The sequence below is a fragment of the Streptomyces xiamenensis genome (assembly GCF_000993785.3).
GTDB lineage: Bacteria > Actinomycetota > Actinomycetes > Streptomycetales > Streptomycetaceae > Streptomyces > Streptomyces xiamenensis.
Window position 1 is genome coordinate 2,924,473 of record NZ_CP009922.3, and the last position, 25,696, is coordinate 2,950,168.

At 71.9% G+C, this 25,696-nt stretch carries 21 protein-coding genes, 2 tRNA genes and 2 pseudogenes; 9 read left to right on the forward strand and 16 right to left on the reverse strand.

The window, feature by feature from the left end:
- Nucleotides 1–68: 68 nt before the first annotated feature.
- Nucleotides 69–629, reverse strand: coding sequence for a helix-turn-helix domain-containing protein (locus tag SXIM_RS13350; protein WP_030732633.1), 561 nt, complete (start codon nt 627–629; stop codon nt 69–71).
- 143 nt (nt 630–772) lie between these two features.
- Here SXIM_RS13350 and SXIM_RS13355 point away from each other — a divergent pair.
- A tRNA-Ala gene (locus SXIM_RS13355) sits at nt 773–845 on the forward strand.
- Between the two features lie 330 nt (nt 846–1,175).
- On the opposite strand, the gene SXIM_RS13360 is transcribed toward SXIM_RS13355, so the two are convergent.
- The 6 genes from SXIM_RS13360 to SXIM_RS13385 all read right to left on the reverse strand — a co-directional run bounded on the left by SXIM_RS13360 (nt 1,176) and on the right by SXIM_RS13385 (nt 6,071).
- Nucleotides 1,176–1,514 carry a MerR family transcriptional regulator gene (locus SXIM_RS13360; protein ID WP_030732636.1) on the reverse strand — a complete coding sequence of 113 codons (339 nt, stop codon included), beginning with the start codon at nt 1,512–1,514 and terminating at the stop codon, nt 1,176–1,178.
- 914 nt (nt 1,515–2,428) lie between these two features.
- Nucleotides 2,429–3,205 (reverse strand): class E sortase, encoded by a 777-nt coding sequence (locus tag SXIM_RS13365; protein ID WP_046724120.1) that lies wholly within the window; start codon nt 3,203–3,205, stop codon nt 2,429–2,431.
- On the reverse strand, nt 3,189–4,409 hold the full coding sequence (locus SXIM_RS13370) for a class E sortase (protein WP_030732641.1): 1,221 nt from the start codon (nt 4,407–4,409) through the stop codon (nt 3,189–3,191). The genes SXIM_RS13365 and SXIM_RS13370 overlap by 17 nt, the downstream gene beginning before the upstream one ends.
- Nucleotides 4,406–5,059 (reverse strand): aminodeoxychorismate/anthranilate synthase component II, encoded by a 654-nt coding sequence (locus tag SXIM_RS13375; protein WP_046724122.1) that lies wholly within the window; start codon nt 5,057–5,059, stop codon nt 4,406–4,408. The genes SXIM_RS13370 and SXIM_RS13375 overlap by 4 nt, the downstream gene beginning before the upstream one ends.
- Nucleotides 5,059–5,241 carry a hypothetical protein gene (locus SXIM_RS13380; protein ID WP_030732646.1) on the reverse strand — a complete coding sequence of 61 codons (183 nt, stop codon included), beginning with the start codon at nt 5,239–5,241 and terminating at the stop codon, nt 5,059–5,061. Before SXIM_RS13380 ends, SXIM_RS13375 begins: the two co-directional genes overlap by 1 nt.
- A 92-nt stretch (nt 5,242–5,333) precedes the next feature.
- The gene (locus tag SXIM_RS13385) at nt 5,334–6,071 is read right to left on the reverse strand and encodes a DUF881 domain-containing protein (protein ID WP_046724123.1); all 738 of its coding nucleotides are present in this window, start codon (nt 6,069–6,071) and stop codon (nt 5,334–5,336) included.
- Nucleotides 6,072–6,180: 109 nt separating this feature from the next.
- Here SXIM_RS13385 and crgA point away from each other — a divergent pair, with 109 nt between their 5' ends.
- The gene (gene crgA, locus SXIM_RS13390) at nt 6,181–6,441 is read left to right on the forward strand and encodes a cell division protein CrgA (RefSeq protein ID WP_030732651.1); all 261 of its coding nucleotides are present in this window, start codon (nt 6,181–6,183) and stop codon (nt 6,439–6,441) included.
- A gap of 184 nt (nt 6,442–6,625) precedes the next feature.
- Here crgA and SXIM_RS13395 read toward each other — a convergent pair whose 3' ends face one another.
- Together SXIM_RS13395 and SXIM_RS13400 are read right to left on the reverse strand one after the other, a co-directional pair.
- Complete coding sequence (locus SXIM_RS13395) at nt 6,626–7,513, reverse strand: rhomboid family intramembrane serine protease (protein ID WP_030732656.1); 888 nt, start codon at nt 7,511–7,513, stop codon at nt 6,626–6,628.
- 102 nt (nt 7,514–7,615) lie between these two features.
- On the reverse strand, nt 7,616–8,143 hold the full coding sequence (locus tag SXIM_RS13400) for a peptidylprolyl isomerase (protein WP_030732659.1): 528 nt from the start codon (nt 8,141–8,143) through the stop codon (nt 7,616–7,618).
- 170 nt (nt 8,144–8,313) lie between these two features.
- Here SXIM_RS13400 and SXIM_RS13405 point away from each other — a divergent pair, with 170 nt between their 5' ends.
- Nucleotides 8,314–8,886: a DUF5324 family protein gene (locus SXIM_RS13405; RefSeq protein ID WP_052385262.1), complete on the forward strand. Its 573-nt coding sequence runs from the start codon at nt 8,314–8,316 to the stop codon at nt 8,884–8,886.
- A 213-nt stretch (nt 8,887–9,099) separates the two neighbouring features.
- Here the strand turns inward: SXIM_RS13405 and pknB are convergent, their stop codons facing one another.
- From pknB to SXIM_RS13435, 6 genes and pseudogenes are all read right to left on the reverse strand, one after another.
- Nucleotides 9,100–11,097, reverse strand: coding sequence for a Stk1 family PASTA domain-containing Ser/Thr kinase (gene pknB, locus SXIM_RS13410; protein ID WP_046724124.1), 1,998 nt, complete (start codon nt 11,095–11,097; stop codon nt 9,100–9,102).
- A 235-nt stretch (nt 11,098–11,332) separates the two neighbouring features.
- Nucleotides 11,333–12,796 carry a peptidoglycan D,D-transpeptidase FtsI family protein gene (locus tag SXIM_RS13415; RefSeq protein WP_030732665.1) on the reverse strand — a complete coding sequence of 488 codons (1,464 nt, stop codon included), beginning with the start codon at nt 12,794–12,796 and terminating at the stop codon, nt 11,333–11,335.
- Nucleotides 12,793–14,186: pseudogene (locus SXIM_RS13420) on the reverse strand (FtsW/RodA/SpoVE family cell cycle protein). The gene SXIM_RS13415 and the pseudogene SXIM_RS13420 overlap by 4 nt, the downstream one beginning before the upstream one ends.
- A 79-nt stretch (nt 14,187–14,265) precedes the next feature.
- Nucleotides 14,266–15,753, reverse strand: a complete 1,488-nt coding sequence (locus SXIM_RS13425) for a PP2C family protein-serine/threonine phosphatase (protein WP_046725636.1) — start codon at nt 15,751–15,753, stop codon at nt 14,266–14,268.
- A 79-nt stretch (nt 15,754–15,832) separates the two neighbouring features.
- The gene (locus SXIM_RS13430; protein WP_030732673.1) at nt 15,833–16,345 is read right to left on the reverse strand and encodes an FHA domain-containing protein FhaB/FipA; all 513 of its coding nucleotides are present in this window, start codon (nt 16,343–16,345) and stop codon (nt 15,833–15,835) included.
- Between the two features lie 10 nt (nt 16,346–16,355).
- A complete protein-coding gene (locus SXIM_RS13435; RefSeq protein ID WP_030732675.1) occupies nt 16,356–17,141 on the reverse strand; it encodes an FHA domain-containing protein in 786 nt (261 codons plus the stop codon).
- Between the two features lie 347 nt (nt 17,142–17,488).
- Between SXIM_RS13435 and SXIM_RS13440 the strand changes: the two genes are divergently transcribed.
- Nucleotides 17,489–17,575, forward strand: a tRNA-Leu gene (locus SXIM_RS13440).
- 115 nt (nt 17,576–17,690) lie between these two features.
- Here SXIM_RS13440 and SXIM_RS27420 read toward each other — a convergent pair.
- Nucleotides 17,691–17,867, reverse strand: coding sequence for a hypothetical protein (locus SXIM_RS27420; RefSeq protein WP_168222766.1), 177 nt, complete (start codon nt 17,865–17,867; stop codon nt 17,691–17,693).
- A gap of 495 nt (nt 17,868–18,362) precedes the next feature.
- Here SXIM_RS27420 and SXIM_RS13450 point away from each other — a divergent pair, with 495 nt between their 5' ends.
- The 5 genes and pseudogenes from SXIM_RS13450 (at nt 18,363) to SXIM_RS13470 (ending at nt 25,661) form a co-directional block, all read left to right on the forward strand.
- Nucleotides 18,363–19,445 carry a hypothetical protein gene (locus tag SXIM_RS13450; RefSeq protein ID WP_053116186.1) on the forward strand — a complete coding sequence of 361 codons (1,083 nt, stop codon included), beginning with the start codon at nt 18,363–18,365 and terminating at the stop codon, nt 19,443–19,445.
- Nucleotides 19,446–19,456: 11 nt separating this feature from the next.
- Nucleotides 19,457–20,590 (forward strand): annotated as a pseudogene (locus SXIM_RS13455) (glycosyltransferase); the annotation flags it as partial.
- A gap of 676 nt (nt 20,591–21,266) precedes the next feature.
- Nucleotides 21,267–22,637, forward strand: coding sequence for an exopolysaccharide biosynthesis polyprenyl glycosylphosphotransferase (locus SXIM_RS13460; RefSeq protein ID WP_078846910.1), 1,371 nt, complete (start codon nt 21,267–21,269; stop codon nt 22,635–22,637).
- Between the two features lie 2 nt (nt 22,638–22,639).
- The gene (locus tag SXIM_RS13465; protein WP_078635501.1) at nt 22,640–24,016 is read left to right on the forward strand and encodes an O-antigen ligase family protein; all 1,377 of its coding nucleotides are present in this window, start codon (nt 22,640–22,642) and stop codon (nt 24,014–24,016) included.
- Complete coding sequence (locus SXIM_RS13470; RefSeq protein WP_078846911.1) at nt 24,003–25,661, forward strand: lipid II flippase MurJ; 1,659 nt, start codon at nt 24,003–24,005, stop codon at nt 25,659–25,661. The genes SXIM_RS13465 and SXIM_RS13470 overlap by 14 nt, the downstream gene beginning before the upstream one ends.
- Nucleotides 25,662–25,696: the final 35 nt, after the last annotated feature.

The window sequence follows — 25,696 nt, forward strand, 5'->3', positions numbered from 1 at the left end:
CCGCTGCCGTGCCCCCAAGGCCCTCCTCACCGGTCAGCAGCTCGACGGCCCCCGCGAGGACCTCCCCATCAGCCCTGGTGGCTCTCGTAGTGCTCGACGGCCTCACGGGTGCGGGCGATGCCGTAGATCCGCAGGAACTCCGCCAGTTCGGGATGGCTGTCGGTGAGCAGCCGGGAGGCGCTCTGGATCTCGGTGGCGTCGGAGACCGAGCGCAGCAGCGCCTGGATCTCGCGGACGACGCGCTTGGTGGGGTTGGCGGGGATGCCCAGGGAGCCGGAGCGGGCGGTGCCGGAGTGGGCGCCCAGGACGTTGCCGCCGGAGTTGCGGCGGATGTCGTCCATGGCGGCGGTGGCCTCGGCGGCGCTCAGGTGGCCGGCGCGCACCTCGGTGGCAAGTTCCTGCAGCGCGCGGACCCGCTGGACGACGGCGGGGTTGCCGATCTTCGCCCGCTGTCCGCTCATCAGCTGGGAGAGCATGGGTGCCGACAGACCGAGAACGACGGCGAGCCGTGCCTGGTTGAGGCCCAGGTCGGTGATCAGCCTGCGGAAAAGGGTGCCCAGGGGCTCTCCGTACCAGGTGGTCTGCTGCTCTCTCGCCTTCTCCGTGGCCTCCTGCTGGGCTGAGTCCATCGTTCTCTCCCCTTTGTTCTCCCCTGATCGCTTCACGTGAGCGAAGTTGCGCGTCATCCTACGGAGCGCGGTGGCGCGGGGCGATACCCGGTCGGTTTCCGGTGGGAAGATTGGGTACGCTAGGGCATGCCCGAGAGGGCCCCGGGGCCTTAGCTCAGTTGGTAGAGCGCCGTCTTTGCATGGCGGATGTCAGGAGTTCGACTCTCCTAGGCTCCACGGTTGGATGCCCTCCGAGCTGCGGAAACGCAGTTCGGAGGGCACTTTTGTGCCCACTGGTTCTCGCTGGGCGCAGGGGCCGCCCGCGCATCCAAGGGGATCGGCTCTCCCTTGTCTCTCCCGGTGACCTCCCGGGCCGGACCACGGAGTGCGGCTGCGGAGAGGTGAGTTGATGAGTGGGCCGAGGCGTTTCGGGGGGCCGGGGCACGATCCCGGCGGCGGTCATGCGACGGCTCATGTCGCGGCGCCGGTCCGGGGTGACCAGGGTGACGACGCCGCCTTTCTCGCCGGCCCGCAGTACGCTCCGCGCACGGGCGGGACCGGGCCGCCTCAGCCTGCGGTTGTCGGCTTCTGTGAGGCGGCGGCCCGGCGGTATTCGGCGTTGATGCGCTGGGCTTCCTCGAGCTGGTCTTCGAGGATGACGATGCGGCAGGCGGCTTCGATGGGGGTGCCCTGGTCGACGAGCTCCCGGGCACGGGCGGCGATGCGGAGCTGGTAGCGGGAGTAGCGGCGGTGGCCGCCCTCGGAACGCAGCGGGGTGATGAGGCGGGCTTCGCCGATGGCCCGGAGAAAGCCCTGCGTGGTACCGAGCAGCTCGGCGGCCCGGCCCATCGTGTAGGCCGGATAGTCGTCGTCGTCGAGACGGCCGAAGGAGTCGTCTGCTGTCATGTGCACCTCTCTGCGGCACGCGTAGAGGGGCCCGGGTGCCGTACGGCACCCGGGCCCCGAAGGAACTGCTACACCATCTGCCGGCCCTGATATCGCGCCGGCCTTCTGTGTCCGCCGGCCCGACCTGAACGCTGTCGGGGCTGCGGGGATCGCGATTGCTTGACCGGAGACCACCTCACTATCGATGTCCTGCGGTACCTGGGCTCAAGACTCGGCCCAGGCGATCCTGATGGTGCCCGCCTCCTCCGTTCTTTCCTCTGGGATCAATCACTTGCCTACTGCTGTCCTGCGTACTGCTCGGTGGCCTGTCACAGCACCACCCTTCGACAGCCGGCCCCGCGCCCGTCCTGCGTCTGCTCCGGCGTGGAACCCCACTGTCGAACCTCCCGGTGCGTGCGTCCGCAGCCGACGCCTTCACCGAGGTGCTGCCCACACTGCTGCGTGAACTGCGGTACTGCTCTCGGCGGCCCCTGATCACTACGGGCCACCCGGTCCGGTCGTCAGCCCCGTCGCCGTCTGAAACAACCCTGGCTTCGAAACTCCACCACCGCACCGTCCTGCGAACTGCGGGTACTGCTGCCCGGCAGTTCGTGTCTGCCGGGCCCTGCGGTCTCTCTGGTTACGAGAGAAACCATAGTTTCACTGCCGCCCAATGTCTACTCCGGCCGACATAGATTTTTGGAACCCAGGCAGAGAGATAGTCGGCACAGGCCGCAGACGGGATGCCTGGCGGTCCGGCACCGCCCGCCGCCGCGGAGACGTACAGGTCCTCACCGGTCCGCAGCCGCGGGACGGGCGGTGCCGGGCGGGGTGTCGGGCAGCCGGGTCTTGGCGAAGGCGAAGTCACCGGCGGTCGGGAAGCCGGGGGAGCGCGATCTGCTGCGCGGTGCTCGGGGCGGTGCTCGCGGCGGTGGTCAGTCCGCGATCAGCTCGGCCGGCGGGGTGCGCTGCTCGTCCACGGGCTCGGTGCGCTCCAGCTCACCCCACACGATGTAGCGGTGCCGGGAGGTGAACACCGGGGTGCAGGTGGTCAGGGTGATGTACTGGCCGGCCTCGGTGGCACCGGACTCGGTGGGGATGTCCTCCAGGACGGCGGTGTTGTACCGCGAGGTCTCCGGGAGGATCGCGTAGGCCCGGTAGATGTACCAGGTGTTGCGGGTCTCGAAGACGATGGCGTCGCCTTCCTCGATCTTGTGGATGTTGTGGAACTTGGCGCCGTGGCCGTCCCGGTGCGCCGCCACCGAGAAGTTGCCCTCCTCGTCCCAGGGCATGGCGGACTCCACCGGCTCGTTGTAGTAGCCGGCCACGCCGCCGTTGAGGGTGTCGAGGTCGGTGCCCTCCAGGACCAGGATCTCGTCCTTGGTCATGGTGGGGACGTGCAGGAAGCCGATGCCGTCGGAGGGGTCGTACGCCACCGGGTCCTCCGGGTCGGCTTCCTCGCTCTCCCAGTGGTCGCGCACGGCGTCACTGGCGCGGGACGCCTCCTGGTTGGCGACCACGTTGGTCCACCACAGCGAGTAGGCGACGAACAGGCCCAGCACGACGCCACCGGTGATGAGCAGTTCGCCGAAGACGGAGATGGCGAGCGCGACGCGGCGCCGCGCGGCGCCGGGCTGCTTGCCGGGCGGTGCGGGGACCGGCTCGGGTGCTATCTCTTCGGCGCCGGTGTCCGGTTCAGTCGACGAGGGCATCGGGTTTTCCTTCGCTGCGGGGACGCTCCTCGGTCAACTGCCCCCAGACGATCATCCGGTAGGTGGAGGTGAACTCCGGTGTGCAGGTGGTGAGGGTGATGTAGCGGCCGGGTTCGGTGAAGCCGCCCTGGTCGGGCACGGCGTCGAGGACGCTGATGTTGGACGGGGAGGTGGAGTCGAGCCGGGAGGCCATCTCGTACACGTAGTACGTGGTCTCCGTCTCGATGACGATCGGGTCCCCCGGGTTGAGCTTGTTGATGAAGCGGAACGGCTCGCCGTGGGTGTTGCGGTGGCCGGCGAGGCCGAAGTTGCCCTCCTCGTCCCAGGGCATGGCGGTGGGCAGCTGGTCCTCGGCCGTGTAGTGGCCGACCATGCCCTTGTCGAGAACGGCCTTGGGGTCGACGCCCTCGGCGATGGGGGCGCGGACGTCGAGGGTGGGGAGGTAGATGATGGCGAAGCCCTCGCCGGGGGAGAAGACCCCGGCCTCGCGGTCGTCTTCTGCTTCCTCGCGCTCGCCGCTCTCGGCGCGGTCCCACTGTTCCTGGAGGGAGTCGGCCTGGCCGTTGGCGTGCGCCCTGGCCTCGACGTTGGTCCACCACAGCTGGTAGACGACGAACAGCATGAGCAGCACGCCGGTGGTGATGAACAGTTCGCCGATCACATTGCTGATGGCGGTGCCGGTCTGCTTGGCGGCCTTGGCCGCTTTGCGGCGGGCGGCGCGGCCCCCCGTCTCCGGCGGGGCCTCGGGCCGTGCCGGAGGCCGCGGCTCGGGCACCGGGGCGGCGCCGTGCCGGCCGGCGGCCCTGGCCGCCTTGCGGCGGGCGGCGCGGCCCTCGCCCGGCGGGGGCACGGGTGCGGGGGCGGCCGGGCCCTCGTCCGGCGGGACGGGCGGCAGCACGGTGGTGGCCGCCTCGTCCCCGCCGAGGTCGGCCGGGGGCCGCAGCCCCACGGTCTGCGGGTCGGCGGGGCCGCTGTCGTACGGGGCCGGCTCGTACGGGGCGTCCTGGTACGGGGTTTCGTCGTACGGCTGCGGTGACCAGGACGGGTACGGCTCCTGGTAGGACTGCTGCTGCTGTGGGGGGTGCTGGGGTTGCGGTGCTTCCTGGTGCGGCTGCTGGGGCTGCTGGGGCTGCTGGTGCGGCGGGTAGTAGGCGTCCTCCCCGGGGTACCAGGGGCCTCCCTCTCCCCCACGCCCGTCGGTCACGCCGCGGGCTCCTGCCGTCCGGCCCGCCCGACGACCGGGGCCAGCCCGTGCGAGCGCTCGACCGCGCCCGGATCGCCGCAGGTGGCCAGCCAGTTGGCGAGCATCCGGTGGCCGCCCTCGGTGAGCACCGACTCCGGGTGGAACTGCACGCCCTCCACGGGCAGGGTGCGGTGCCTGAGCCCCATGACGACACCCCCGGTGTGGCCGGTGACCTCGAACTCCCGCGGCACGGTGCCCTCGGCGACCGCCAGCGAGTGGTAGCGGGTCACGGTCAGCGGGGAGGGCAGCCCCGCGAAGACACCTGCGCCGCCGTGCTCGACCTCGGAGGTCTTGCCGTGCAGCAGCTCGGGCGCTCGCCCCACCACCCCGCCGTACGCGACCGCCATGGCCTGCAGCCCCAGGCACACCCCGAACACCGGGACGCCGGTGTCCGCGCAGTGCCGCACCATGTCGATGCACACGCCGGCCTGTTCGGGTGCGCCGGGCCCGGGGGAGAGCAGCACCCCGTCGTAGCGGTCGGCGGTGACGTCGGCGGGGCGTACGGCGTCGTTGCGCAGCACCTCGCACTCGGCGCCGAGCTGGTAGAGGTACTGGACGAGGTTGTAGACGAAGCTGTCGTAGTTGTCGACGACCAGAATGCGTGCGCTCATCAGCCGGCTGCCCCTTGTCCCTGCTCGCCGTTGATCGGCACGTCGTTGAACGGGAGGAGGGGTTCGGCCCAGGGAAAGACATAGCTGAACAGCAGATAGACGACCCCGAGGGCCAGCACCAGGGAGATCAGCGCGCGCACCAGCGTGTTGCCCGGCAGGTGCCGCCAGATCCAGCCGTACATGGCGTCGCTTCTCCTTCGTGTCCCGCTCCGCGCGGCGGCGCCGCGTGCCCCAAGCCTACGACGGGTGGCGGGTGCCCTTCAGAGGATCGGGATCATTCGGCCGGGCCGGCGTACTGCAGGGCGGTGGACCCGGTGTAGGCGGGCAGGGTCACGTCCGTGCCCTCCTCCACCTTCCAGCCCAGGCCGTAGGCGTCCACGTAGGCACGGTAGTTCTGGATGGTGGGGTCCTCGTCCAGGGCGGAGCGCAGCGCTTCGCGGTCGCCGACGGCGGTGACGGTGTAGGGCGGGGAGTAGAGCTGGCCCTGGAGGATGAGGGTGTTGCCGACGCAGCGCACGGCGCTGGTGGAGATGAGCCGCTGGTCCATGACCTGGATGCCCTCGGCGCCGCCGGACCACAGGGCGTTGATGACGGCCTGGAGGTCCTGCTGGTGGATGACGAGGTCGTTGGGCAGCGGGTCGGGGAGCCCGGGGAGCAGCGGTACGGCGTCGGCGGGCGCGTCGGTGAGGGTGACGGTGAGGGCGTCGCCGGTGAGTTCGCTGAGCCCGGCGGCGTCCTCGACGCGGGCGAGGCGTTCGCTGCCGGCGGGGTCGGCCGGGTTCTCGCGCTTGGTGAGGGCGTCGACCTCGGCGCGCAGCTCGGCGGCGTCGGATTCGAGGCGGGCGTTGTCGCGGCCGCGCTCCCTGATGAGGTCGGACATCTGGAGCAGGGAGTCGTCGGTGCGGATGTTGCTGCCGCCGGAGACGCTGAAGCTGACCCAGAAGAGCAGTCCGGCGAGTGCGAAGACGGTGATGGTTCCCAGCCGGGCGGGACGTATCCGGTTCACTCGCACCCCACTCCCACCCCTGGTCTCCTGTATTGGCCGTGGAAGCACTACGCTAGCTGACGATCCCACCGCTGTGCGCGCCCCAGCCGCCGCACGATCGACAGGAGAGTCCCTCGTGCCGAAGTCCCGGATCCGGAAGAAGAAGGACGATTCCTTCAAGGCCCCGGAGAAGAAGGAGACCACCAGGCTGGACATGGGCGGCCGCCGGTGGGTGGCGCCGCTGATGCTGGCGATGTTCGTCATCGGCCTGGCGTGGATCGTGTTGTTCTACGTGACCCAGGGCGATCTGCCGGTGGGTGCGCTGGGCAACTGGAACATCGTCGTGGGCTTCGGCTTCATCGCCGTGGGGTTCGTCGTCTCGACGCAGTGGAAGTGACCGGGGCCACACCCTGAGTTATCCACACCGATCATCGGATGGGCTGTGGATAACTTGGGGCGAAGCTCCGGGCCCCGACTGCCGGGCGCTGTGCGCACACCTCGTCTGACCTGCGGAAACGTAGATGTGACGGGGGCGGTCACAGGTTGTGCACAGGTCTGATGCGACCTGTGGATAAGTAGGATCAGCCCACGAGCTGCTGTGTGCGGATCACGCAGGCCACCACGATCACGGCCAGCACCACCGCACAGGTCGCGACCTGCACCGCCGTCCGCCGGGAGCGCGGCGCGTGCACCATGCCGTAGGCGATCGCCGCCCCGGCCACCAGGCCGCCGATGTGCGCCTGCCAGGCGATGCCCGACCAGGTGAACGTGATCAGCAGGTTGATCGCCAGCAGCACCCCGATCGGCCGCATGTCGTACCGCATCCGCCGCATGAGCACGGCCGTCGCGCCGAACAGCCCGAAGATGGCCCCCGAGGCGCCCAGCGAGAGCTGATTCGGCGCCGCGAGCACGTACGACAGAGTCGAGCCGGCCAGCGCCGAGATCAGATACAGCGCGACGAACCGGAGCCGGCCGAGCGCCGCCTCCAGCTGCGGGCCCAGGAACCACAGCCCCAGCATGTTGAATCCGATGTGCCAGATCTCCTGGTGCAGGAAGGCCGAGGTCAGCATCCGGTACCACTGGCCGTCCGCGACACCGATGAAGTCCCAGCCGCCGCGCGAGGGGTCCCAGGCGTGCCCGAGCATGCCCAGATCGGTGACCAGCCGGTCACCGGCCGACAGCACCGCGATGAACACGGCGACGTTCAGCGCCAGGATGATCTTGGTGATCAGCCGGGTGTCCGCCACCAGCGAACCGCCGGCCAGCGTGCGCGGCGCACTGGCGCGCGAGGCCGCCGAGGCGCCCTGCACACAGGACGGGCACTGATAGCCGACCGAGGCCGAGATCATGCACTCCGGGCAGATGGGACGCTCGCAGCGGGTGCAGCGGATACCGGTCTCGCGGTCCCTGTGGCGGTAGCAGACGGCCAGACCCGCGGGCGGCGGCTGCTGTCCCTGCTGCTCCGTCATGACATCCCCTCGGCTCCCGGCACCATGGATAGGCCCCCCTGATCCTACGGACAGGGGGGCCTCCATGGTTCCCGAGGTACGGGTCCGGGTGCGAGTCCCGGATCAGCGGCTCTCGATGACCACGGACTCGATCACCACGTCGTTGACGGGGCGGTCGGTCCGCGGGTTGGTCTGGGTGGTCGCGATCGCGTCCACGACCTTCTTCGACTCGTCGTTGGTGACCTCGCCGAAGATGGTGTGCTTCCCGGTCAGCCAGGTGGTCGGCGAGACCGTGATGAAGAACTGCGAGCCGTTGGTGCCCGGGCCCGCGTTGGCCATCGCCAGCAGGTAGGGCTTGGTGAAGGCCAGGTCCGGGTGGATCTCGTCCTTGAACTTGTAGCCCGGACCGCCGGTGCCGTTGCCCAGGGGGTCGCCGCCCTGGAGCATGAAGCCCTCGATCACCCGGTGGAAGACCGTGCCGTCGTACAGCTTGTCGGTGCTCTTGACGCCGGTGGCGGGGTTGACCCACTCCCGGGTGCCCTGGGCCAGCTCGGTGAAGTTCTGCACCGTCTGCGGGGCGTGGTTCGGGAAGAGCTCCAGCTCGATGTCGCCGCGGTTCGTCTTCAGAGTGGCGTACAGCTTCTCAGCCACGATGTACCTTCCGTTTACGTCAGTGACGGTGAACGATCCTGCCATGCGGTGGCGACACACCCTGCGCCCGGATGCCCGTTTCGCGTGCTGAGACCTCCCCCAAGCGGCATGATTTCCACACAAGTGGAGAGCAGGTCTTGATCGCAGAAAAGCGGTATGGAGGAGGACGTATGACGCACAAGCAAGGGGTGCGGTCGGTACGCGAGCAGGCGGCCTGCTACGCGCGCGGCGCCGGCGCGTATCTGGCCCCACACGCCCAGCGCGCGGCCTGTGCCGCCCGGGACGGCATGCGGCAGGGGTTCAGCCAGGCGCGGCAGAACCTGCCCGAGGGCATGGACGCCGCCGCCGTACGTGCCGCCGAGCGGGCCCGGGTTGCCGCCATCCGCACCCGGGAGGTCGCGGGGCCACGGATCGAGGCGGCCATGGCGGCTGCCGGTCCGGCGAGCCACGAGGCCGCGGAACGGTCCACGGCGGCGCTGGCCGCGCTCCGCGGACAGGTGACCCCCCAGGAGATCCAGCAGGTCCTGCACCGCCGCCGCTGTGCGGCGCGGCGCCGGCGCCGCCTGCGGCGGCTGGGCGTGGCCGGCGCGGTGGTCGGGGTGGCGGTGGTGGCCTGGCGGCTGTGGCAGAACCAGTCCAGCCCCGACTGGCTGATGGAGCCCACCCCGCCCACGGAGATCGACGCGGCGGACTCCCCCCGGGACCCCGATGTCCTGGGCGAGGACAGCGCACCGCGCCCGTAGTAAGCCCTGCGGTGGACCGCCACCCGGTGGCGGCGGGGCCCGGACCCTCCCGGCCTCAGGGGCGGCGGGCGAGGAGCGCGCCTGATCCGTCCAGGACGGGACACGGTAGACCCGCCGACGGCCACCGGGACGGTCCGGATACGGGTGAGGGCCCGGCAGCGTGTGCTGCCGGGCCCTCACCCGTGTGCTGCTCGACTCCGCGGTCGCGCGGGATCAGCCGGTCGCGCCGCCGAACGGCCAGCCGCCACCGCCCCCGTTGTCGTTCCCGTTGCCGCCGTCACCGCCGCCCGGGTCGCCGATCGCGCCGGGGTCGTAGGTGTAGACGGTCACCTCGGTGTCCTTGTCCACCGTCTGGCCGGGCGCCGGGTTGGTGACGGTGACCACGGCCGTGTCGTTCTCCGGGCCCTCGACCTTCACCCGCAGGCCCAGACCCTCCAGCGTCTGCCGGGCCGAGCCGATCGGCTGGTTGGCCAGCTCGGGGATCTGCACCTGCTCCGGCGGCTGGTTCGGCGACGGGATCGCCACCGTCAGGGTCACCGTGCCGGTGGGCGACTGCTGGCTGCCCGCGGTCGGCGACTGGCTGATCACGGTGTTCTCGTCACGCGAATCGTCGGTCTGGTTGACCCGGGTGACGGTGAAGCCCGCACCCTCCAGGGTGGCCTTCGCGCTGTCGAAGGGCTGGCCCACCACATCCGGCACCGCGATGGTGTCCGGCTCGGTCGCCACCGTGAGCGTGATGGTCTCGTCCGGCTTCGCCTCCGAACCGCCCTCCGGGTCCTGGGAGAGCACGGTGCCGGGCTCGACGTCGGCGTTGACCTCGGTCTCCTGCTCGATGGAGGTGAAGCCCGCCTCCTCGAGCTCGGCGAAGGCGTCGTCGTAGGACTTGTCCGTGACGTCCGGGACCTCGATGGCCGCCGGGCCATCGGACATGATCACCGTGACCGTGTCACCGCGCTTGATGTCCGAGCCGGCCGCCGGGTCGGTCTCGCAGATGGTGCCCTCGGCCTCCTCGCACGCCTTGCTGCCGTCTTCCTTGAGCTCGAATCCGTTGGCCTGCTGCTCGGCCTCCTCCAGGGTGAGCCCGGCGAGGTTCGGCACCTTGATCGAGCTGGTCGGCGGGTCACCCGCGAACAGCGCCTTGCCGATGAAGATCGCGCCGATCAGCACCAGCACACCGGCCAGTACCAGCAGGATCGTGGAGGTGTTGCTCTTGCGCTGGCGCCGGTCTGCCCGCCCGTAGCCGTCGTCGTAGCCGCCGCCGTCGGCGGGCGGCATCATCGCGGTCTGCGGGTCGGTCGCCCGCAGCGCGGTCGTCGGCCGGTCGTCGTACCCGTACGCCGCGGCGCCCACCGGCAGCGCGGCCGAGATCGGGCGGCCGTCGAGGGCGGCCTCGATGTCGGCGCGCATCTCGTCGGCGTTCTGGTACCGGTAGTCCGGGTCCTTCATCAGGGCCTTCAGCACGATGGCGTCGGTGTCCTGAGTGATCTCCGGATCGAAGACGCTCGGCGGCTGCGGCTCCTCGCGCACATGCTGGTAGGCCACCGCGACCGGGGAGTCCCCGATGAACGGCGGCCGGACCGCGAGCAGCTCGTACAGCAGGCAGCCCGTGGAGTACAGGTCGGAGCGGTTGTCGACCTGCTCGCCCTTGGCCTGCTCCGGGGAGAGGTACTGGGCGGTGCCGATCACCGCCGATGTCTGCGTCATCGTCATGCCGGAGTCGCCCATCGCGCGGGCGATGCCGAAGTCCATGACCTTGACCTGGCCGGACGTGGTGAGCATCACGTTCGCCGGCTTGATGTCGCGGTGCACGATCCCGTTGCGGTGCGAGTACTCCAGCGCCTGGAGCACCCCGATCGTCATCTCCAGCGCGCGCTCGGGCAGCAGCTTGCGTCCCGAGTGCAGCAGCTCACGCAGCGTGGACCCCTCCACGTACTCCATGACGATGTACGGGATGGAGATGCCGTCGACGTAGTCCTCGCCGGTGTCGTACACGGCGACGATCGCGGGGTGGTTCAGTGAGGCCGCGGACTGGGCCTCGCGGCGGAAGCGGGCCTGGAACGTGGGGTCGCGGGCGAGGTCGGTGCGCAGGGTCTTGACGGCGACGGTCCGGCCCAGGCGCGTGTCATGGGCGAGGTGCACCTCGGCCATGCCTCCGCGACCGAGCACGTGGCCCAGTTCGTACCGCCCGCCGAGGCGACGCGGCTCATCCATGATTCCTGCCCTCTCCGTTCGATCCCGGCCGCACCTGTGGTCGGCCCGGCTGGGGTCCCCCGCCCTCGGGCACGAGGGGTCCAAGCTCTGGCTTACGGTACCCGCCGCGAGCCGGGCGCCCGGCTCCCGGCCGCTCGCCGATACGCAACCGGTATCGCGTGCCGCCGGGAAGGGCCCGGTACGGGCCGGTCATGTGTATGACGTGTGACAGGTGGGCGCGGTTGTCACGGTGTGGTCAATTCTGGCCGGCCAGGACGGCTTCCATGACGTCCTTGGCGATGGGGGCGGCGAGCGCGTTGCCGCCGACCTCGTTGCGGTCCTGGGAGCCGTTCTCCACCACGACGGCGACCGCGACCGGCGAGCCGTTGTCCGTCATGGCGTAGGAGATGAACCACGCGTACGGGATGGCCTCGTTGTTCTCGCCGTGCTGCGCGGTACCGGTCTTGCCGCCGACCTTCACCCCGTCGATCTGGGCGTTGGAGGCGGTGCCCTCGTCGACCACGGACTCCATGGCGGACTGGAGCGCCTGGGCGTTCTCGGCGGACAGCGGCCGGGACATCTCCTGGGGCTCCGTCTGCTCGATCACATTCAGGTTCGGGGCGACCAGCTGGTCCACCATGTACGGCTGCATGAGCTTGCCGTCGTTGGCGATGGCGGCGGCGACCATGGCCATCTGGAGCGGGGTGGCACGGTTGGACGCCTGGCCGATGCCGGCCATGGCGTTCTGCGGCCGGTTGTCCTCGGGGTACTGGCTGGCCTCGGCGCGGACCGGGGTGAAGACCTCTTCGTTGAAGCCGAAGGTCGCCGCGGTGTCCATCATCGTCTCGTTGCCCAGCTCGTCACTGATGCCGAGGAAGACGGTGTTGCAGGACCACATCAGGGCGGTGCGCAGCGAGGCGTCGGGGCAGTAGCCGTCGATCAGGTTCCCGACCTCCTGCCCGTTGGTGTCGGGCAGCGGGAACGGGTCCGGGTAGCCGGTCTTCTCGTCCACGCCGTCGATCAGGCCGTTCTCCAGCGCCGCCGCCGCCGTGACCACCTTGAAGGTGGAGCCGGGCGGGTAGGTCTCGCGCAGCGCCCGGTTGAGCATCGGGTCGTCCGGGTTGTTCTCCTTCTGGAGCGCGCTCCACGCCTCGGTGTCGTCCGAGGAGTTCCCGGTGAAGGTGGAGGGGTCGTAGGAGGGGGTGGAGACCAGGGCGAGGATCTCGCCGGTGCGGGGGTCGATCGCGGCGACCGCGCCCTTCTTGTCGCCCAGGCCCTCGAAGGCGGCCCGCTGGGCGTCCTCGTTGAGGGTGGTGACGACGTTGCCGCCGGTGCGGTCCTTGCCGGTGAGCATGTCGATGGTGCGGTTGAAGAACAGCCGGTCATCGTCGCCGGTGAGGATCGAGTCGTAGATGCCCTCGAGCAGGGTGGTGTTGAACAGCGAGGCGAAGCCGGTGACCGGCGCCCACATCTCGCCGTCCGTGTAGGTGCGCTTGTACGCGAAGTCGTTGTCGTCGGTCTCGACCGAGCCGGTGATGGAGTTGCCCTCGACGATGATGTCGCCGCGCGGGTGGGCGTACCGCTCGATCAGCACCCGCCGGTTGTTGGCATCGGTCTGGAGCTCGTCGGCCTGGACGAACTGCACCCAGTTGACGCGGACCAGCAGGGCGAGGATGAGCAGGCCGCAGAAGACAGCGACGCGTCGCATTGGTTTGTTCATACTCGTACTACCTGAGTCTGTTCGACGTCCGTGTTGGGCGCGGGGCGGGTGCGGGTCGTCGTGCAGTGTCGCTGATCCGAAGTAGGAGCGCGATCAAAGCCCAGTTCGCGATCACGGAGGAGCCGCCCTGGGCGAGGAACGGCATGGTCATACCGGTGAGCGGGATGAGGCCGGTCACACCGCCGGCCACGACGAAGACCTGGATGGCGAAGACGCCGGAGAGGCCGACCGCGAGCAGCTTGCCGAACGGGTCGCGGGCGGCGAGGGCGGTGCGCATGCCGCGCTGGATGAGCAGCCCGTACAGCAGGATGATCGCCATCAGGCCGACCAGGCCGAGCTCCTCGCCGACGGTGGACAGGATGTAGTCGGACTTGGTGGCGATGCCGCCGATGAGGCGGGAGTACCCCTGGCCGAGCCCGGAGCCGAACAGTCCGCCGGAGCCGAAGGCGTACATGGACTGGGCGGTCTCGGTGACGCCGCCGTTGGCGCCCAGCGCCAGCGGGTCCAGCCAGTTGTTGACGCGTTCGCCCACGTGGGCGTTGACGGAGGCGACCGCCACCGCGCCGGAGACCGACAGCAGCAGACCGAAGATGATCCAGCTGGTGCGCTCGGTGGCGACGTACAGCATCACCACGAAGATCCCGAAGAACAGCAGGGACATGCCCAGGTCGGTCTCGAAGATGAGGATCATCAGGGAGACGGCCCAGATGGCCAGGATCGGGCCCAGGTCGCGGCCGCGCGGCAGGTAGACGCCGAGTACCCGGCGCGAGGCCAGCGCGAGGGCGTCGCGCTTGACCATCAGGTAGCCGGCGAAGAACACGGCGATGACGATCTTGGCGAACTCACCGGGCTGCAGCGAGCCGACCCCGGGGATGGTGACCCAGATCCGGGCGCCGTTGACCTCGCCGAAGAACAGCGGGGAGATCAGCAGCACCAGCGCGACCACCATGGAGATGTAGGTGTAGCGCTGCAGGATGCGGTGGTCCTTGAGGAAGATCAGCACCCCGAGGAAGAGCGCCACCCCCAGCGCCGACCACATGAGCTGGTTCGGGGCCATCGGTCCGCCCAGCCGGGCGGTGGTGATGGTCGGCTCCAGGTCCAGACGCCAGATCAGCACCAGGCCCATGCCGTTGAGCAGGGTGGCGATCGGCAGCATGAGGGGGTCGGCGTACGGCGCCCAGCGCCGGACCACCAGATGCGCGACGGCGGCCATCAGGCCCAGGCCCAGGCCGTAGCCGAGGGTGCCGGTCGGGACGGTGCCGTCCTTGGCCAGGCCCACGTTGACGTAGGCCAGCACGGGGATGAGCACGGCGAACACGAGCATCGCCAGCTCGGTGTTCCGGCGGCTCGGCAGCCCTCCGGTGGAGACGGTGGTGTTGCTGGTGCTCATCGCTTCAGGTCTCTGGGTCGCGCCAGGCCGTACGGCCCGGGAGGGGGCCGGTACGGGCCGCGCTCACGCGGGACGCCTGCTAAGGGGCGCACTGCCGCGAGAGCTGCTGCTGGCGTTCGGTGAGGGTCGGGATCTCGGGTGCGGCGGCTTCGTCGCCCCCGCTGGGCGGATCGGTGGCTTCGGAATCCTCCGGGGTGTCCGGGGCGTCCGGGGTCGGGCTGTTGCCGTCGTTCTTGGCGTCCTGCTTGTCCTGCTCGGCCTGCTCAATGGCCTCGCGCTGGTCGGCGAGCGCCTGGCAGGCGTCCGCCTGCTCACCCAGCTCGGTGATGCGGGTCTGCGCCTCGGCGAGATCGTTGACGGAGATGGAGCCCTCGACCTGGCTGCGCTGGTAGTCGGGGAGCATCTCCAGGGTGATCTCGGGATGGTCCTCCTTGACGCTGGACAGGCTGAGCGGGCCCAGGTCCTGGCTGACGCCCTGGAAGAGCGCGACGTGATCGCCGTTGGCACCGACGTAGTACTGGTCCTGCGTCCAGCGGTAGCCGGCGTACAGGCCGGCGCCGGCGACGGCGAGGGCCAGGACGGACAGGGTGATGGTGCGCCAGGGGCGGCGGCGGGGCCGCTGCGGTACGTACTCCTCGTCGGTGAACGCGCCGAAGGTGCCGGGCGGTACCGAGCCCTCCGCCGCGCCGGCCGGGGCGCCGGGCTGGGCGCGGCCCAGTTCGGCGGCGCGCGAGGCGGGGGTGGCCGGGGCGTCGCCGCCGGTCTGCGCCTGGGTCTCGGCGACCGCGCCGACGATCTGCGGGGCGTCGTACATCTGCTGGGCGAGGGTGTCCCCGACCTGGGTGTCGACGTCGAGGACGTCGGCCACGATGCAGGTGATGTTGTCGGGGCCGCCGCCGCGCAGGGCCAGCTCGATCAGGTCGCGGACGGTGTCCTGCGGGGGCAGGAAGGTGCCGAGGGTGTCCTGGAGGGTGTCGTGGCTGACGACACCGGACAGGCCGTCGGAGCAGACCATGTAGCGGTCGCCGGCCCGTACCTCACGGATGGAGAGGTCGGCCTCGATGTGGTCGGCGCTGCCCAGCGCCCGCATCAGCAGCGAGCGCTGCGGGTGGGTGGTGGCCTCTTCCTCGGTGATGCGGCCCTCGTCGACCAGGCGCTGCACCCAAGTGTGGTCCTGGGTGATCTGCGTCAGCTCGCCGCCGCGCAGCAGGTAGGCGCGGGAGTCGCCGACGTGGACGACGCCGAGCCGCTGGCCGGTCCACAGCAGGGCGGTGAGCGTGGTGCCCATGCCGTCGAGGCGGGAGTCCTCCTCGACCATCGCGCGCAGCCGGTCGTTGGCGCCCTGGACGGAGGCGTCGAGCGAGGTGAGGATGTCGGAGCCCGGGATGTCGTCGTCGAGCTGGACGAGGGTGGAGATCACTTCGGAGGAGGCGACCTCGCCGGCCGCCTGGCCGCCCATGCCGTCCGCGATGGCCAGCAGCCGGGGCCCGGCGTAGCCGGAGTCCTCGTTGTGGTCGCGGATCATGCCGACGTGCGATCCGGCGGCGAATCTCAAGGACAGTGTCATGCTCACCTCACCCGCCTGTTCCGGGGCTCCGAACACGCTGCCCGCCCTCCGGTCATCCCGGTCCTCATGGTGGCCGTCCCTACTTCCGCAGCTCGATGACCGTCTTGCCGATCCGGATCGGCGCTCCGGGCGGGATCGGTACCGGGGTGGTCAGCCGGCCGCGCTCGAGGTACGTGCCATTGGTCGATCCGAGGTCCTCGACGATCCACTGGCCGTCGCGGTCGGGGTAGATCCTCGCGTGCCGCCCCGAGGCGTAGTCGTCGTCCAGCACGATCGTCGAGTCATGTGCCCGGCCGAGCGTAATGGTCTGCCCCTGGAGGGCGACAGTGGTTCCGGTGAGGGAACCCTCGGTGATCACCAGCTTCGTCGGGGCGCCGCGACGCTGCCGGCCGCCGCGAGCGGGCTTGGCCTGCTGCGGCGACTGCTGCCGGCTGCGCGGCTGCATCGGGGCGGCGCTCTGGCGGGCGGCGCCGCGCTGGGTGACCCGCGTGCCGAACAGGTCGCTGCGGATCACCTGTACGGCGACGATCACGAACAGCCACAGAACGGCCAGGAAACCCAGCCTCATGACCGTCAGGGTCAGCTCTGACATTGCCCCCGCTTCACCCTTCGGCTTGCCGGTAAATGACGGTGGTGCTGCCCACGACGACGCGTGAGCCGTCGCGGAGCGTAGCGCGTTTGGTGTGCTGCCCGTCGACCACGATGCCGTTGGTGGAACCCAGGTCCCGGATTGTGGCCGGTTCTGTGGCCTGGATCTCGCAGTGTCTGCGGGAGACACCGGGATCGTCGATCCGGACGTCGGCCTCGGTGCTGCGACCGAGGACGAGCGTGGGGCGGGAGATCTGGTGCCGGGTGCCGTTGATCTCCACCCAGCGGCGCACCGCGCCCCGGGCACCGGGCGGCGGCCCGGCGGGCACCGGGGGCGCGCCCGCCGGCATCCGGGGCGCGCCGGGCGGCGGTGCCGTGGGGGCGGAGCCGCCGAAGGTCGGGGCGCCCGGGCCCTGCGCACTGCTGCTGGAGGCCAGTGTGCGGCTGCGGACCCGGTAGAGACCGGTGTCCAGGGTGGGCGACTTCTCCAGGTTGACCTTGATCTCGCCCATGAAGGTGTAGCGCTGCTGCTTGGCGTACTCGCGGACCATTCCGGCCAGTTCGTCGCCGAGCTGCCCGGAGTAGGGGGCGAGCCGGTCGTAGTCGCCGCCGCTCAGTTCGACGATGAAGTCGTTGGGGACGACGGTGCGGTCACGGTTCCAGATGGTGGCGTTGTTGTCGCACTCGCGCTGGAGAGCGCCGGCGATCTCCACCGGCTGCACCTCGGACTTGAAGACCTTGGCGAAGGTGCCGTTGACGAGACCTTCGAGGCGCTGCTCGAAACGCTTCAAGACTCCCATGACGCACCTCCTTCCGGTGTCCCGACAGCCTGCGGTTCGGCGCGGTCATGCTTACTGATCGTATCCACGCGCGAGACGATCAGGTGGTTCCCGGGGTGGCCCCGGACGGTGCCCGCACCCACGCCGCTGCTCCCCCCGGGATCGTAAAGGGGAGCAGAGAACAGTGTCCCGCATGCGCGAAGGTTCTGCGGAGGGATGGGGAGGGTTTACGGCCGTGGGCCGGGGTCGCGGGGGTGCGGAACGGGGGCGTGGATCACCGAGGTGAGAGCGGTGCCCGGTGCGTGCTAATCTTCTGTTCGTCGCCAGGGACCACGGCCCCGACGCAGAACAAGGCGGCAACACCCAATGCGCGGGTGGCGGAATAGGCAGACGCGCTGGATTCAGGTTCCAGTGCCCGAAAGGGCGTGGGGGTTCAACTCCCCCCTCGCGCACCAGTCGGAGCGGCCGGCATCGTCAACACGATGCCGGCCGCTCCGCTTTTGGCTGCGCTCCGTGATCGGCTCCGGCGTCGGAGGCCGGCGGCCGAACCGAAGAATGTTGCGGTGTGATTTACACCACGGAGCTTTCCGGCGGGTGACCGATGGCGGTCCGACAGCGGTCCGCCGGCCGGGCCGCGTCCCGCCCGGGGGCGAAGCGCACCAGCACCTCCCCGTCGGTGCCCTGGCACCGCGCGGTGACGCGCTCCCTGACGCCGGCCTCGAATGGGGTCAGCCGATTCCAGAACATGTGTGCACCGTGCAGGACGGCCATGTCCATTTTCCTCATGTGGCCGATGACGTCCGTCTCTTCGAAATCGGTGACGCGCTCGCCGGCGGGGCGCGCGATGTCGCACACGTCAAGGTCGCCGGCACGGGGCCGCCGCGCACCGTTCTTGGCGTTCGTTTCGATTCCGGAATTCCCTGGTGCGCCCCGGCCGCCCGGGCCTCTCCCGGCGAGGCCACCGCACCGGAGCGGTGGCGCGGGTGCGCCCGGTCGTCTGCCGACAGGGCCACCGGAGGCACGTCCCGGCCCGGCGGGAGCGGCAGGGGCTGCCCCGCGTACGGCGATGGTGTGGGAAACGACGCTTCTCCGCCTCGTCCGGTGCACCATTCCTGATTCCTGATGGTATGTAAATCCTAGAGTCGCTTCGTGCGTTCAACGCCGTGTGTTTTACGTGCTTTCCCTTTTGTTTTCTGTCATGGTTTTCAACGCCTGTCGGTAAATGGCTTGGGAAGGTGAGTCATGCGCTTTTCTGTGGGGTTCGGAAAACGCGCGGTGGTCTGTGCACTGTCCGCGCTGCTGTTGTCCATCGGGGTGTCCCAGCACACCGCCGTCCCCGCGCCCTCCGATCGGGGGGAAGCCGAGACCGTACCGTTCGCCGAGCGCTATCACGCGGTGCAGCACGGCGGGATCGCGCGGGCCGCCAACTCCGTCATCACCTGCGGCGCGGCCGTCACCATCACCGCCCCCGCCTGCACCGCCGTGCAGCGCGAAGGGGCCGGCGGACGCAGCGGGCAGTACGAGATGACGTACATCGACATCGACTCCGACCGCAACACCTACAACTCCTCCAGCGCCGATCTGCGGCTGCCGCAGGGCTCCCGGGTGAGCTACGCGCGCCTGTACTGGGGCGCCAACCTCCGGGTCGGCGAGCAGAAGCCGCCCGCCGACAACGACCGCGTCCTGGTCGCGGAACCCGGCGGGAGGTACAAGGAGATCCGCGCCGATTCCGTCGTCGGGCACCGCGACGCGGACGCCCACCAGGGGTTCTCCGCCTCCGCCGACATCACCGAACTGGTGCGGTGGTCCCAGCCGGGGGCCTGGACGGTCGCCCAGATCAATGTCGCCATGGGCAACTCGGACATGGGCGCCTGGGGCGGCTGGACACTCGTCGTCGCCTACGAGAACCCCACCGAGCCGCTGCGCGAACTCGCCATCTGGGACGGCTTCGAGTCCGTGGACGGGCCGGGCAAGGATGTCGTCCTCACCCTGGACGGGCTGAACATCGCCGAGGGCGCCGAGGGCTCCGTCGGGGTCGTCGGCTACCACGGCGAGCGCACCGCGGGCGGGCACGCGCTGACCGTGCGGGCCTCGGACGGGGCGACGGTGCGGCACCGGGCGCTGGATTCCACCATCGCCGACCACGGGCGCAACGTCACCGGGCGCGACCCGGCGTACGTCAACACCCTCGGCTACGACTCCAACGTGCTGGACGTGACCGACGCGCTGGGCGCCGGGCCCGACGAGCTGGAGCTGCGGTTCACGGGCGGGTCCCGGCCGTACCAGCTCGGTGCGGTCTTCTTCCAGGCCGACGCCCGAGAGTGAGGCGGCCCCCGATGACAGCGATGACCGTATTGCACGTCGCGCAGCCCACCGGCGGCGGCGTCGCCCAGGTCGTGACCGATCTGGTGCGCACCCAGACCGCGGCCGGGGTCCGTACCGCGCTGCTGTGCCCGCCCGGCGGCCCGCTCGGCGGGGCGGCCCGGGCGGCCGGCGCCGAGGTGCGCGACTGGGTCGCCGGACGGGAACCGGGCGGCAACCTGCCCTGGGAAGCGGCCTTCGTCGCCCGCGCGGTGCGCGGACTGCGACCGGACGTGGTCCATCTGCACAGCGCCAAGGCCGGCCTCGCGGGCCGGCTCGGGGTACGCGGGCGGGTCCCGACGGTGTTCCAGCCGCACGCCTGGTCCTTCGAGGCCGCGGAAGGGGTGACGCGGCGGGCCGCGGTGCGCTGGGAACGCCTCGCGGCCCGGTGGGCGGACCGGGTGGTGTGCGTCAGTGAGGCCGAGCGGGACCTGGGAGTGCGGGCCGGGATCACCGCCCGCTGGTCGGTGATCAGGAACGGGATCGACCTCGCCCGGTACCCGGCCGCGGGAGAGGTCGACCGGCGGCAGGCGCGGGCCGCGCTGGCAGCCGTGCACGGGCTGCCGCAGCGGGCCCCGCTGGTGGTGTGCGTGGGGCGGCTGTGCCGGCAGAAGGGGCAGGACCTGCTGCTCGCGGCCTGGCGCCGAGTCCTCGAACGGGTGCCGGGCGCACGGCTGGTGCTGGTCGGGGACGGCCCGGAACGGTCCCGGCTGGAGGCGATGGCCGACCCGCGGCACGTGCTGTTCGCCGGGCACACGGACGATCCCGTGCCCTGGTACACGGCGGCCGATCTGGTCGTCCAGCCCTCGCGGTGGGAGGGGATGGCGCTCGCGCCGCTGGAGGCGATGGCGGTGGGGCGGGCCGTGCTGCTGAGCGACGTGGGCGGCGGGCGGGAGAGCCTGGCACCCGGCCAGGCGGACGAGTGCCTGGTCCCGGCGGGGGATGTGGCCGCGCTGGGGCAGGCGATGACGGCACTGCTGACCGCGCCCGAGCGGCGGCGCGCGCTGGCGCGGGCCGCGCAGGCGCACACGCGGGCCACCCGCGGGACGGACACGATGGCGGCGGCGTACGCGGAGCTGTACGCGGACGTACGGCGCCCGTGCGGGCCGGCGCACCCGCACCGGTACGGACACGGGCTCGGCAGCGTCCGGCCTGCCGCGGGCCGGACGGCGCGGCGCGGGCCGGCGGCCCCCGCCACGGCGGCGGCCGGGGGCCGGCCGGTCGACGAGCGGGTGGACGACGTGGGTCCGCAGGTGCCGGTCGCCGACGGGACGGCTACCGGGGAGCGCGAGCGGAGCGGCGCGGGCCGCGCGGGCGACCCGGCGGGACATGCCCGGGAGGCGTCGACACGGGACGGTACGGCCCCGGTCGCGGCCTCCGCCGCCGGGGGCGCGGACGCCCGTCCGGCGCACCGGCCGGCCGGTGCGCCCAGGGGCCCGGGTGGTCCGGAGCGACTGCCGGGCAAGGGCCCGGGCGCCGTGTTCGTGGTCGCGGGCTGGTCGCCGGGGACGGAGGGCCCGGACGGGGTGCCGGTGCCGGACGGTGCCGCCGGCCTCCCGGTGGGCGCGCACGGCGCCCTGACCGCCGGGAGCGGGGAAGGCCCGGACGCCGGTGACAGCGCCCCGGTGCCCGGCACCGAGCCGGCGGCCCCCGCCGTGCCCCCGCCGGCCACCGACGCGGAGTCCGGGGCTCTCGCCGCCGGCCACGCGACCGCCGCCGACAGCCCGTCCACCTCCGCGTCCACCTCCGCCTCCCCGTCGGCCGCCGGTGCGAACGGAGGCGGGCATGCCCACGGATAGCGTCAGCGTGCCGGACACCGGCATCCGGCCGCGTACCCTGCTGCCGATCCGCGCCCCCGCGCCGGGGCCCGCCCCCGTCGTGCTGCCCGCGCCGGGACGGGCCAGCGCGCCCCCGCCGGACGGGCCCCGCGCCCCCCGGCGCCGCCGGCGGCCCGGCATCACCGGGCTGCTGCTCGGCGCCGACGTGCTCGCCGTCGTCCTCGTGGCCGCGCTGAGCACCCAACCGCTGCACGGCCTCGCCGTGCTCGCCGTCCTGCTGCCGCTCAACGCCTGGGCCGGGTTCTACCGCCCCAGCCCCATGGCCGCCGCCCTCGACGAGCTGCCCCGGCTGTGCGGCCACGGCCTGCTCGGCTGGCTGCTCGGCGGCGGCGGCCCCGCCTTCCTCCTCGTGCCGCTGCTCGCCGCCGCCGCGCGCGGCGCCGTCTACCAGCTGCGCCGCGTCGCCGTGCGCGAACGGCCGCGCGCCACCCTCGTCGTGGGCACCGGCACCGCGGCCCGCCGGGTCGCCGCGCTCCTCACCGAACACCCCGAGTACGGCATGCGTCCCACCGCCCAGGCCGAGCCGCACGAGGTGGCCGCCGCACTCGCCGAACACGGGGTGCGCACCGTCGTCTTCACCCGCGCCCAGGAGGACGGCACCCCGCTGCGCCGGTGCTGGGAAGCCGGCTGCTCCGTGTGGCTGGTGGACCCCGAGCCGCCGTTGTGGTTCCCGGCCCCCGCCACCCACCTGTGGGGCTACACCTGCCGCCGCCTTGACCCGCCCGAACGCCACCCCTGGGGGGCCGGCTTCCTCAAGCGGCTGGTCGACATCACCGGTGCCGCCCTCGCGCTGCTGCTCGCCGCACCCGTTCTCGGCGCCTGCGCGCTCGCCGTCCGCCTCGCCGACGGCCCCGGGGTCATCTTCCGGCAGGAACGCGTCGGCCGGGCCGGCAAGCCCTTCACCATGCTCAAGTTCCGCACCCTGCGCCCCGACACCGACCAGGAGGCCGCCACCCGCTGGAACATCGCGGGCGACGACCGGGTGAGCCCGGTCGGCCGGCTGCTGCGCCGCACCTCCCTCGACGAACTGCCCCAGCTGTGGAACGTCCTGCGCGGCGACATGAGCCTGGTCGGCCCGCGCCCCGAACGCCCGCACTTCGTCGCCGAGTTCAGCCGTACGTACCCCGGGTACGCCGACCGCCACCGGATGCCGGTCGGGCTGACAGGACTGGCCCAGGTCAGCGGTCTGCGCGGGGACACCTCCATCGAGGACCGTACCCGCTTCGACAACCTCTACATCGAGACCTGGTCACTGTGGGCGGACCTGCGCATCATGCTGCGCACCACCGCCTCCTGCTTCCGGCTCGGGGGCAGCTGACGATGGCGGCACTCGCCCTCCCCGCCCGCGCCGCGCGGTCCGCCAGGTCGCACTGGACGGTGCTGCTCGCCGTTCTGCCGGTCGTGCTGCTGGCACTGCCGGTGACCAGCCGGGTCACCCCGGCCGACGCCGCCTCGCTCGCCTTGGTGGTGGCGTGCGCGCTGGTGCTGGTGCGGCGCTGGTCCGCCGCGCCACGGCTCAGCGCGCAGGCGGCGGCGATCCTGGGCGCACCGGCGGTGGCGTTCGCCGTCGTCACGATCGGGGCGGCCGATCCGGTGGCGGCGCTGCCCGGATTCCTGCGCTACGTGCAGGTGTTCGTGCTGGTGCCGCTGGCACTGGTGCTGCTGCTGCGCTCGCGGCGCGATGTGCGGCTGGTCGCCGTGGCGGTCGTCGGTCTCGCGCTGGTGCAGGGCGCGGTCGGGGTGGCGCAGTACGCGACCGGCACCGGCGCCTCGTACATGGGTGAGGACGTGCGGGCCGTGGGCACCTTCGGCCCGCTGAACGTGATGGGCATGGCCACCGTCGTCTCCTACGGGCTGATCGCCGCGCTCGCGCTCGGCCTGGCCCCGCCGGCGGGCGCGCCCCGCTGGTGGCGGCCGGCGGCGCTGGGCTGTGCGGGCGCGCTGTGCCTCCCGCTGGCGGTGTCGTTCAGCCGGGGCGCGTGGCTGGCTACCGGGGCGGCGGTGTGCACGGTGCTGCTGATCGCCGGGTGGCGGCGGGCGCGCCGCACCCTCGCGCTGCTGGTGTGCGGCGGCGCGCTGCTGGTGGGCGGTGCCGCGCTGGTGTCGGACGCGGTCGCGGACCGGCTCACCAGCATCGGACAGGTGACCGGCACCCCGGACCAGTCGGTGATCGACCGGTACGCGATGTGGGACGCGGCGCGGGCGATGTGGCGGCAGGAGCCGTGGACGGGGGTGGGGTTCAAGGGGTTCGCCGAGTACCGCGACACGCACGCCTCGCTGGCGCTGTCGGCCGGCAGTGACACCGCGGGGGCGGGCCTGGACTTCCAGGTGCAGGAGCTGCTGTCGCCGCACAACATGTACCTGCTGCTGCTGAGCGAGCAGGGGCTGCTGGGCGCGGCGGCGGTGGTGGGCAGCTGGGCGGCGCTGCTGCTGGGCGCGGTGCTGCGGCTGCGGCGCTGCGGGCCGGTGGACGGCGGGCTGCTGGCGGTGGGCCTCGTGGTGTGGCTGTCCGTCAACTTCCTGTACGCGGACATCGGCGGGCCGACGACGGTGCTGACGGCGGTGGCGTTCGGCCTGGTGGCGTGGTGGGCGCTGGCGCCGGCGGCGCTGCGCCCGGAGACGCCGCCGGGCGGTGCGCGGGCGCCGGGTGAGCGGCCGGTGCCGGTGGCCGGGGCGGTGTGTCATGAGCGGGGGTGAGGCAGGCGGGGTGCTGGAGCGGCCCGCCCCCGGCGGTGGTGCGGACACAAGCAGCCGTTTCGTCGCGCGGGCGGCGACCCTGACGGCGGCGCTGGCGGCGGGCGGGGCGCTGTTCGGGCTGCTGCGCGATCAGATGATCGCACGTTTGTTCGGTGCGGATGGGGCGACGGACGCGTTCCTCGTCTCCTGGACCCTCCCCGAGTTCGCCTCGACCCTGCTGATCGAAGAGGCGATGGCGCTGGTGCTGGTACCCGCGTTCAGTGTGGCCCTCGCCCGGCGGGCGGCCGCCGGGAGCGGCGGCACGGACGAGGACCCCGGCCCCGATCCCGTACGGCGCCTGCTCGCCGACTCCCTGCCGCGCGTGCTCCTGGGCCTGGCGGTGGCCGCAGCGCTCGCCGCGCTCGCCGCCCCCCTGCTCGTACGGCTGCTCGCCCCCGGCCTCGCCGACCCGGCGCTCGCCGTGGACTGCACCCGGCTCACCGCCGTCACCGTCCTCACCTTCGGCATCGCCGGCTACTTCAGCGCCGCCCTGCGCGCCCACCGCAGCTACCTGGCCCCGGCCGCCATCTACATCGGCTACAACATCGGCATCATCGCCACCGCGCTGGCGCTGCACGCGCGGTTCGGGGTACGCGCCGCCGCCCTGGGTGTCGCGGTCGGCGGCGCGCTGATGGTGCTGCTACAACTGCCGTTCTTCCTGCGCGAGCTGCCGGTGCGCGGCGCCTGGGCCGACTGGCGCGCCCGGCGCCGTACGGCTGCGGCGCCGGGCGGGCGACCGTACGTCCTCGGCGTGACCGTGGCCCTCGTCGCGCCCATCGCCCTCTTCGCGATCAGCCGTCAGGCCCAGGTCCTGGTGGAACGTTTCCTCGCCTCCTCCCTCACCCCCGGCGCCATCTCGCACCTCAACTACGCGCAGAAGGTCAGTCAGATCCCCATGGTGCTGGCGCTGATGATCCCCACCGTCACCCTGCCGCTCGTCGCGCGCGCCATGGCGGAGGGCGACACCCAGGGCGCCAGGCGCCGGGTGGAACGCGACCTGCTGCTGGTAGGGATCGTGGCCGTGCTGGGCGCCGCGTACGTCATGGCCTGCGCCCCGCAACTGGTGCAGCTCCTCTTCCAGCGCGGCGCGTTCACGGCGGAGGCGACCGCCGCCACCGCCGAGGTGATGCGCGTGTACGCGCTCGGGCTGCTCGGCCACACCCTGGTGGGCGCGCTCATCCGGCCGTTCTTCTCCGCCGCCAGACCCACCTGGTTCCCGCTGGCCGCCATGGGGGTGGGGCTCGCCATCACGGTGGTCGCGGGCGCCGTCGCCGTCCGGTACTGGGGCGCCGCCGGGATCGCGGCGGCCAACGCCGCCGGCATCACCGCCACCGCCCTGCTGCTGATGCGCGGCCTCGCCGGGCGCGTCGTCCCCATCGACCCGGCCACCGTCATGGCCGGGCTCGGCCGCCTGCTGCTGTCCGGTCTCGCCGCGGGCGCGGCGGGGTGGGCGGTGGCGGACGCGACCGGTTCCCCGCTGCTGTCCGCCGCACTCGCCGCCCTGGCGGTGCCGGCGGTGTTCACCGCCGGCGCGTGGGCGCTCCGGGTGCCGGAGGCCGTGGCGCTGCTGTCCGCCGCTCAACGAAAGCTGAAGGCCACACCATGACCGAGACGGAACGGGACACCACGTCCTCGCTCGAC